Origin of the sequence: Cellulomonas bogoriensis 69B4 = DSM 16987, from assembly GCF_000767165.1 — a bacterium.
GTDB classification, from domain to species: Bacteria; Actinomycetota; Actinomycetes; order Actinomycetales; family Cellulomonadaceae; genus Actinotalea; species Actinotalea bogoriensis.
Genome location: NZ_AXCZ01000176.1, coordinates 1 through 5,452, shown reverse-complemented (window position 1 = coordinate 5,452; position 5,452 = coordinate 1). Strand labels below are relative to the sequence as shown.

General features: G+C 74.0%; 6 protein-coding genes. 3 read left to right on the top strand and 3 right to left on the bottom strand.

Translation table 11 applies throughout. The features are described from left to right. Positions 1-111: 111 nt before the first annotated feature. Positions 112-1,194: a YlbL family protein gene (locus tag N869_RS12525; RefSeq protein WP_035062202.1), complete on the bottom strand. Its 1,083-nt coding sequence runs from the start codon at positions 1,192-1,194 to the stop codon at positions 112-114. Between the two features lie 122 nt (positions 1,195-1,316). Here N869_RS12525 and N869_RS12520 point away from each other — a divergent pair, with 122 nt between their 5' ends. Further along, positions 1,317-2,765 (top strand): zinc-dependent metalloprotease, encoded by a 1,449-nt coding sequence (locus tag N869_RS12520; protein WP_035062201.1) that lies wholly within the window; start codon positions 1,317-1,319, stop codon positions 2,763-2,765. A 5-nt stretch (positions 2,766-2,770) separates the two neighbouring features. Here N869_RS12520 and N869_RS12515 read toward each other — a convergent pair whose 3' ends face one another. Continuing rightward, a complete protein-coding gene (locus tag N869_RS12515; protein WP_035062203.1) occupies positions 2,771-3,313 on the bottom strand; it encodes a M48 metallopeptidase family protein in 543 nt (180 codons plus the stop codon). 266 nt (positions 3,314-3,579) lie between these two features. Between N869_RS12515 and N869_RS17865 the strand changes: the two genes are divergently transcribed. Both N869_RS17865 and N869_RS12510 read left to right on the top strand, forming a co-directional pair. Further along, positions 3,580-3,735: a DUF5679 domain-containing protein gene (locus N869_RS17865; RefSeq protein WP_198026069.1), complete on the top strand. Its 156-nt coding sequence runs from the start codon at positions 3,580-3,582 to the stop codon at positions 3,733-3,735. Between the two features lie 154 nt (positions 3,736-3,889). Then, positions 3,890-4,930: a ThiF family adenylyltransferase gene (locus N869_RS12510; protein ID WP_035062200.1), complete on the top strand. Its 1,041-nt coding sequence runs from the start codon at positions 3,890-3,892 to the stop codon at positions 4,928-4,930. A gap of 35 nt (positions 4,931-4,965) precedes the next feature. On the opposite strand, the gene N869_RS12505 is transcribed toward N869_RS12510, so the two are convergent. Continuing rightward, positions 4,966-5,307 (bottom strand): WhiB family transcriptional regulator, encoded by a 342-nt coding sequence (locus N869_RS12505; protein WP_035062198.1) that lies wholly within the window; start codon positions 5,305-5,307, stop codon positions 4,966-4,968. Between the last annotated feature and the right edge of the window lie 145 nt (positions 5,308-5,452).

The following is a 5,452-nucleotide window of genomic DNA, read 5'->3' as shown; positions in this document are numbered from 1 at the left end:
CACGACGCCGACGCCGCGGTCGCCGGCGGCCCGGACGTCGTGCCCGGTCTGGTCGAGGCGGTCCGGGCCACGTTCGAGTAGGCGCGGCCGGACCTCAGGTGCAGGCGGGCCTCAGGTGCAGGCGGGCAGGTCCTGGGCCTGGCCCTCACCGATCGCCTGCACCGCGGCGCGGGCCTCGGCGAGGGTCTCGACCCGCACGACGACCAGACCGTCGGGCACGTTGCCGACCACCTCGTCGCAGTTGTCGGCCGGGGCCAGGAACCACGAGGCCCCGTCCCGCAGCGAGCCTGCGAGCTTCTGCCGGATCCCGCCGATGGGGCCGATGTCGCCGTGCAGGTCGACGGTCCCGGTCCCGGCGATCACCTCGCCGCCGGTCTCGTCCTCCTCGGTGAGCATGTCGATGATGCCCAGGGCGAACATCGAACCGGCGCTGGGGCCCCCCACGTTGTCGATCTCGATGTCGACGTCGACCGGCAGGTCGAACTCCGGGTTGATCATGACCCCGAGCAGGGCCCGCCCGGAGTCCTCGTCCTCGACGGTCTCCACGCGCAGGTCGTACCGGACCTCGTCGCGCACCACACCCAGGACGACGGTCGTGCCGGGCTCCACGTCCTCCATCACCGCCGCGAGCGCCGTGAAGCTGTCGACCTCCTGCTCGTCGACCTCCACGATCACGTCGTCCGGCCTGACGACGTGATCGGCGCCGGTGCCGGGCATCGCCTCGACGACGACCAGCGCCGCCGGCACCTCGTAGCCCAGCTCCTGCAGGGCGGCCACCGACGCCTGCTCCTGGGACGAGATCATCAGCGCCTGGTTGCGCTCGTCGATCTGCTCCCGGGTCTCGTCCGGTGCGAACACCAGCTCCACCGGTGTCACGGACCGGTCCGCGTCGAACCAGGAGCGCACCATCATCGGGACGCTCACCGGGAACCCGGGGCCACCGGCCACCGACACCGTCGTCAGCAGCAGCTGCCCGGAGGAGTCGTGGGTGTCGGTCCCGTCGATGGTGATCAAGGGCGCTCCGTCGTGCTCACCCAGGGTGTCGCGCGTCGGGCCCGGCGAGGACACCGCGTAGGGCACCGGGATGACGAACGCCGCCGACGCCAGGAGCGCGGTGGTCAGGGTGGTGACCGCCAGGGTCACGGCGCGAGGGGTCGTCCGGGGTGCAGGCGGGAGATCGTGCGCATCGGTCACCGGGACATTGTGCGCCCAGAGCGAACCTGCCCGCTCCACGGCCCGTCGGGCGGGCCAGGACCGCCACCCGGCGGTACGCGGCCGGTTACCGTGGAGCTCCCCGACGCAGCCTGGGAGCAACGATGAGCCACTCGCCCGACCCGGACCGCCCGGACCTTCCCCCGGAGTTCGTGGAGATGCTCCGGTCCCTGCTGGGCCCGGACGCCGACCGTGTCCTGGAGGAGATGACGTCCGGGGACCTGGGTCTCACCGGTCCCGACGGCACGCCCGTGGACCTGCAGCAGCTGGTCGCGGCCGCGGGCCTGCCGAAGGACCCCGCCGCACTGGGCCAGGTGCTGCACCAGATCAAGCGGATGCTCGCCACGTCCGGCGACGGCCCGGTCAACTGGGACCTCGCCCACGACCTGGCCAGGCAGGCGGCCGTCGCCGAGGGCGATCCCGTCGTCACCGACGCCCAACGTCGCGCGGTCACCTCGGCGTTCTCCGTCGCCGAGCTGTGGCTCGACACCGCCACCCGTCTGCCCCCGGGCGGCGGGCCGGTCCGGGCGTGGAGCCGCTCGGAGTGGGTCGAGAGCACCAGCGGTACCTGGCGGAACCTGACCGAGCCGGTGGCCGGCTCGGTCGCCGACGCCCTGGCGGACCTGCTGGCCTCGCAGGCGCCGGACGTCCTGGGCGCGGGCCCCGGGGACCTCGCAGGAGCCGGACAGATGATGCGGCAGCTCGGGGGCGCGGTGTTCGGCATGCAGGTCGGCCAGGCCGCAGGAACGCTCTCGCACGACGTGTTCGGCTCGACGGACATCGGCCTGCCGCTGCTGGAGGGCCCCGGCACCGCGCTGGTGCCCCGCAACGTCACCGCCTTCGCCGCGGGGCTCGACGTGCCCGAGGACGAGGTCCGCATCTTCCTCGCGCTGCGCGAGGGCGCCCACGGTCGCCTGTTCACGCACGTGGGCTGGTTGCGTGCGCACCTGCTGGGGGCGGTGCAGGCCTACGCACGCGGCATCGCCATCGACATGGACTCCCTGGAGGAGGCCCTGGGGTCGGTGGACCCCACGGACCCCACCGCGCTGCAGGAGGCGCTGTCCGGCGGGGTGTTCGCCCTGGGCACGACCCCGGACCAGCAGGCGGCGCTCGCCCGCCTGGAGACGGCGCTGGCACTCGTGGAGGGCTGGGTCGACGAGGTCACCGCCGCGGCCGCGGCGCCCCACCTGCCCCACACGACCGCGCTGCGGGAGATGATGCGGCGCCGACGTGCGGCCGGCGGACCCGCTGAGGCGACCTTCGCGACGCTCGTCGGCCTCGAGCTGCGTCCCCGCCGCTCCCGGGACGCCGCCCGGCTGTGGGCGCTGATCGCCGACGAGCGCGGCCCCGATGCCCGTGACGAGGTGTGGGAGCACCCCGACCTCATGCCCACCGCGGAGGACCTCGACGACCCCACCGGGTATGCACGGCGCCGGGCCGAGGCCGTGGACGAGCACGCCGACCTGGACCGGGCGCTGGCAGAGATCCTCGCCGAGGACGGCGAGGGCCCCGGGGACGGCGAGGCAGCACCGGGTGGGCCCACCTCCCCCTGACGGGCTCAGCCCTCGGAGTCGTCCGGAGGTTGGTTGTCGGTGGCGTGCGCGACGCCCTCGAGGAACCCCCGGGCACGCTCGGTGCGGGGGTACCGGCCCACCAGGGCCCAGAACTCGGGGCCGTGGCCGGCGTGCAGCAGGTGCGCGAGCTCGTGCAGGAGCACGTAGTCCAGGACCCACCTGGGCATGCCCCGCACCCGTGCCGAGATGCGGATGGTCCCGTCGGTCGTGGTGCACGACCCCCACCGACGCCCCTGGTTGGTGGCCCACGTGACGCTGGTGGGGACGGCATCCCCGCCCAGGTACCGCTCCGAGAGGTACCTGGCCCGTTCGAGCAGCTCGAGGTCCGACGGTCGGCGGCGCCGCTCCTGGGCCGCGACCCGGGCCGCCATCAGCGTGACCCACTCCCGCTCCTGCGCGCGGGTGAACCTCGCGGGGATCGCCACCACCAGGCGACCGTTCTCGCGGAACGCGGTGACGGTGCGCACGCGGCGCCTGCTGCGGCGCACCTCGACGTCCCGCGGGAAGAGGGCACCGGTGGGGGGCACCGGTGCGTCCTGCCCGTCCTGCCCGGTGCTGTGGTCCTCCGGTCCCCCGGTCGGCTCCTCGGCCACGCCAGCACCGTAGCGTGGTCCGGACCCGGGACCGCACGCACGGCCCGCACCGACGCGCCGTGCCTCACCGGTGCGCACGCCACCACCAGCGGCCATTACGCTGTGGCTGCACGGTGACGCCCGACCTCCCAGGACGAGGGTCATCGCAGCCGGCCGGGTCGAACGTCCGGTGCGCAAGCCTTCTGAACGGAGATACCTCAATGGCCGAGACCTACAAGGGCGAGTTCTACTGCGTGAAGTGCAAGGAGAAGCGTGAGGCCGAGGGCGATGTCGTCGTCGCCAACGGCCGCCGCATGGCGAAGGGCGTCTGCCCCGTCTGCTCCACCAAGCTGAACCGGATCCTCGGCAAGGCCTGACACACCCGACCAGAGGCGGTCTCCCCCCGGGGGAGGCCGCCTCTGGTCGTACCCGGCGGCCGCAGCAGCAGCTGTGGACAACCCCATCCCGCCCCCCACCTGCACGACCCTGGTCCCACCACGACCACGGCGGGCGCGACGACCGAGGGGCCGCATGCACATCAGACCAGGAGTGCAGGTCCTGTGGTGCGGACCCACGACGGTGCAGGTCGGTGCGGACGAACGCTGGGCGGTACGGCTGACGGACCTGAGCGCCGACGCCGCCGGCGCGCTCCGGTCGCTCCCACGAGGAGCTGAGGTCGCCGCGCTGCGTGCACTGCTGGAGCAGGAGCACGTCGATCCCGCCGAGGCCGACACGATCGTCGAGCACCTCCTGGCGGCGCACCTGGTGGTCGGCGCACCGGACCGGGCGCAGCAGCCCGACGAGGCCGTGTGGTCCCTGCTCTCCGCCGACGGCGCCGGGGACCGCGTCGTCGGCGCGCGACGACTCCGCCGGGTCAGGGTGGTGGGCCTGGGGCGTCTGGGGCTGCAGGTCGCGGCCGGCCTGGCAGGCGCCGGGGTGGGGGTCGTCGAGCTGGACGACCGGCGCCCGGTGACCCGGGAGGACGTGGGCACCGGGTACACGGTCGGGGACATCGGTCTGGTGCGGGCCCTGACGGCCGCCCGGCACCTGCACGGCCTCGTCCCCACGGTGCGGGCCGTGCCCCTGAACGAGCCCGGCCGCGGCTGCGAGGCGGCGAGCACGTGCGACGTCGTCGTCCTGGTCGAGCACGGAGCACCGGACCCCGTCCGGCACCAGTCGCTCATGGCTCAGGACGTGACGCACCTGTCCGTCGTGGTCCGGGAGGCGTCGGTGCTGGTGGGCCCGATGGTCGAGCCCGGGCGCACCGCCTGCCTGCACTGCGTGGACCTGCACCGGACCGACATGGACGACCACTGGCCGCTGCTGGCCGCCCAGCTCGTCGCGGCGCCCGACCTGCCCGAGGAGTCCGTGCTGGCCTGCTCCAGCGGGGCCCTCGCCGCGGCTCAGGTGCTGGCCCAGATCGACGGGCGTCCGGTGCACGTCCACGACGGGGCCCTGGAGGTCCGCCTGCCGGAGGTGGTGCCCAGGACGCTCTCGTGGGAGCGCCACGACGGGTGCGGATGCACCGCACCCGTCCACGCGACCGCGAGGGAGGCGGCCCTCCTGCCCTGAGGGGGTGGCCCCGCGGCTCGCGCAGGGCCACCCCCTCAGGCCGCGGTGGACTCGCTCTTGCGTGGCCGGCCCCGGCCACGCTTGCGGGGCACGACCACCCCGTCGACGAACACCTCGCCGCCCCAGACACCCCAGGGCTCGCCGCGCTCGACGGCACCGGCGAGGCACTCCTGACGGACGGGGCAGGCCTGGCACAGGGACTTGGCCTGCTCCACGTCCCGGGTGGACTCGGCGAACCACAGCTCGGAGTCGTGCTCCCGGCACGGGATGAGCGTGGCGACCAGGAGGTCGAACTCCTGGCGGGTGACGGCCGTGGCCGTGGGACAGGACGAGGTGTCGTCCTGGTTCAACGTGTCGAGCAGCGTCGTGAGCCGCACGAGGTCCTCCTGGTGCTCCGTCTCGGTCAGTCGGTCGGTACGGGACCTGCCGACCTGGAGCCACCGACGGTGGAGAACAGGAAGGCCGCGGGTCCCGATGTGGACTCCGCGGCCTGGGGCGCTCGTCGTGTCAGACGGAGAGCGT

Coding starts and splice junctions, on each gene's coding strand:
- N869_RS12520 (WP_035062201.1), top strand. CDS start 1,317: ATGAGCCACTCGCCCGACCCGGACCGCCCGGACCTTCCCCCGGAGTTC.
- N869_RS17865 (WP_198026069.1), top strand. CDS start 3,580: ATGGCCGAGACCTACAAGGGCGAGTTCTACTGCGTGAAGTGCAAGGAG.
- N869_RS12510 (WP_035062200.1), top strand. CDS start 3,890: ATGCACATCAGACCAGGAGTGCAGGTCCTGTGGTGCGGACCCACGACG.